The 2,288-nt window shown below is 70.5% G+C and carries 2 protein-coding genes and 1 pseudogene; all 3 read left to right on the top strand.

All coding sequences use genetic code 11. The features are described 5' to 3' along the window. Nucleotides 1-365, top strand: a pseudogene (locus R6V09_RS51270) (F420-dependent oxidoreductase); the annotation flags it as partial. Nucleotides 366-422: 57 nt separating this feature from the next. After that, complete coding sequence (locus R6V09_RS51265; RefSeq protein ID WP_317888272.1) at nucleotides 423-1,397, top strand: ABC transporter substrate-binding protein; 975 nt, start codon at nucleotides 423-425, stop codon at nucleotides 1,395-1,397. Then, a partial coding sequence (locus R6V09_RS51260) for an ABC transporter permease (protein ID WP_317888271.1) occupies nucleotides 1,394-2,288 on the top strand: 895 nt, incomplete at its 3' end. The genes R6V09_RS51265 and R6V09_RS51260, both read left to right, overlap by 4 nt.

Raw genomic sequence — 2,288 nt, 5'->3', positions numbered from 1 at the left:
CACTGCGCCGCGCCCTGCGGTTCGGCGACGCCTGGCACGGCTCCGGGGTCGATGCCGAGGGGCTCACCGGGGTACGGGCGCGGCTCGACGCGCTCGGCACCGAGGTGGGACGCGACCCCGGTGAACTGGCCCTGACAGCAGGCCTGTTCCTCGTACCGCCCGGATTCACGCCCGCGGTGAAGGTGCCGGGGCGCCCGCTGGGCGGAGCCGACGCTAGTGCCGAGAGCGTCCGGGACGAGCTGGGCCGGCTGGCCGACGCCGGGCTGGTCTCCGCGTCCCTGTGGCTGCCGGTGGCCACGGAGGCGCTGCCCGACGCCCTTGAATGGGTCGCCCGGGAACTCGTTTCGGATTTTTCCAACCAGTGAATATTTGTCCGACCCGCCTGTGGTGATCATGCCAAAACGCTGGTATTCCTTGCTCGCATGACGACTTCACGTCAATTACAAGTGGGAACAGGGAGGTTGGCGGCGGGCGCGACCGCACTGGCGCTCGTGCTCGTCGCCTGCGGCGGCGGTGGGGACTCCGACTCCTCCGGCGGTGGGAGGCAGAAGGTCACCGTGGCCGCGTTGCCGCTCACGGACGCGGCGGCGCTCTACATCGCCCGGGACCGCGGACTGTTCGTGAAGGAGGGGCTGGACGTCACCATCCAGCCCGTCCAGCAGAGCATCCAGGCGCTGCCCGCCCTCTCCAAGGGCCAGGTCGACGTGATCGCGAGCGCGAACTACGTCACCTTCCTCCAGGCCGACGAGAAGGGCACCCTCGACCTCCGCATCCTCGCCGAGGGGGTCCGCACCGCACCGCACATGATGGACGTCCTGGTCCCGAAGGACTCGTCGATCAAGAACGCCGCCGACCTCAAGGGCAAGACGGTCGCCGTCAACATCCTCAACAACATCCAGTCGCTCACCCTCAACGCGATCCTGGACCAACAGGGCGCCGGACGCCCCGTCTACCGGCAGATCGCCTTCCCGCAGATGGGCCCCGCCCTGCAGAAGGGCCAGGTCGACGCCGTCCACGCGGTCGAGCCCTTCGACAGCGCGATCCAGGGCGAGTTGAAGGCGAGGGTGCTGCTGGACGGCGGTTCCGCGCCCGTCCAGTCCCTGCCGATCAGCGGCTATGTCACGACGAGCGACTTCGCCGAGAAGCACGCCAAGGCCGCGGCGGCGTTCAAGCGCGCCATCGAGGCCGCTTCGAAGATCGCCGCCCAGGACCCCTCGGCCGTACGCGCCGAACTCCCCAAGTACACCAAGGTGACCGCGGACCAGGCCAAGACCATCGACCTGCCCGCCTATCCGGCCACCACCGATGCCGCCCAACTGCGCCGCCTCACCGAACTCATGCGGAAACAGGGGCTGTTGACGAAGGCGATCGACCCGGCCACGCTCCTCGTCAAGTGAACCGGCGCCAGGAACTCGCCCTCGGCGCCCTCGGCGTGCTGATCGCCCTCGGTGCCTGCGAGGCGGTCGGCAGAGCGGGCATCGTACGCCGCGGTTATCTGCCGCCCGCGTCCGAAGTCCTCGCCCGTGCCGTCGAGTTGGCGGCCGACCGCACGTTCCTGGACGGCGTCGCCGCAACGCTCCACGCCTGGGCGCTCGGGCTCGGACTGGCCTGCGCGATCGCGATCCCCCTGGGCCTGCTGCTGGGCAGCATGCCGGTGATCGACGACGCCGTACGCGCGGTGATCGAGTTCCTGCGCCCGCTGCCGTCCGTCGCGTTGATCCCCCTTGTCTCCCTCCTCCTCGGTTCCGGCACCGGGACCGAGGTCGCCCTGATCACCTACGCCTCGGTCTGGCCGCTCCTCTTCAACACCGTCCAGGGCCTGTCCGAGACCGACCCCCTGGCCAAGGACACCCTGCGTGCCTTCGGTTTCGGCCGCCTCTCGATCCTCCTGCACGTCGAACTCCCCACCACGGCCCCCTTCATCGCCGCCGGCCTGCGCATCTCGGCCGCCACCGCCCTGATCCTCGCCATCGCCACCGAACTCCTCTCCGGCTTCGGCCAGGGCCTCGGCATCTTCATCGCACAGGCCCAACTGGCCACGGACGGAACGCGGGACGTGCTGGCGGGGGTGGTGTGGGCGGGGGTGCTGGGACTGGTCGTCAACGGGGTGCTGGTGTGGGGGGAGCGGAGGGCATTTCCGTGGACGGCCGGGCATCGAGGGCGGGACGGCTCCGACGGGGTGCGGCGGAGCGGACCCGCTGTCGCGCACCGGGACGGACCGGACGGTGCCAGGCGGGACGGATCCGATCCCGCACGGCCGACCGGCTCCGGTGATCGCCGGCCGGAGG

Source organism: Streptomyces sp. W16, from assembly GCF_033194735.1.
Lineage (GTDB): Bacteria > Actinomycetota > Actinomycetes > Streptomycetales > Streptomycetaceae > Streptomyces.
The sequence above is the reverse complement of the archived record's forward strand: the minus strand, read 5'-3'. Positions and strand labels throughout refer to the sequence as shown.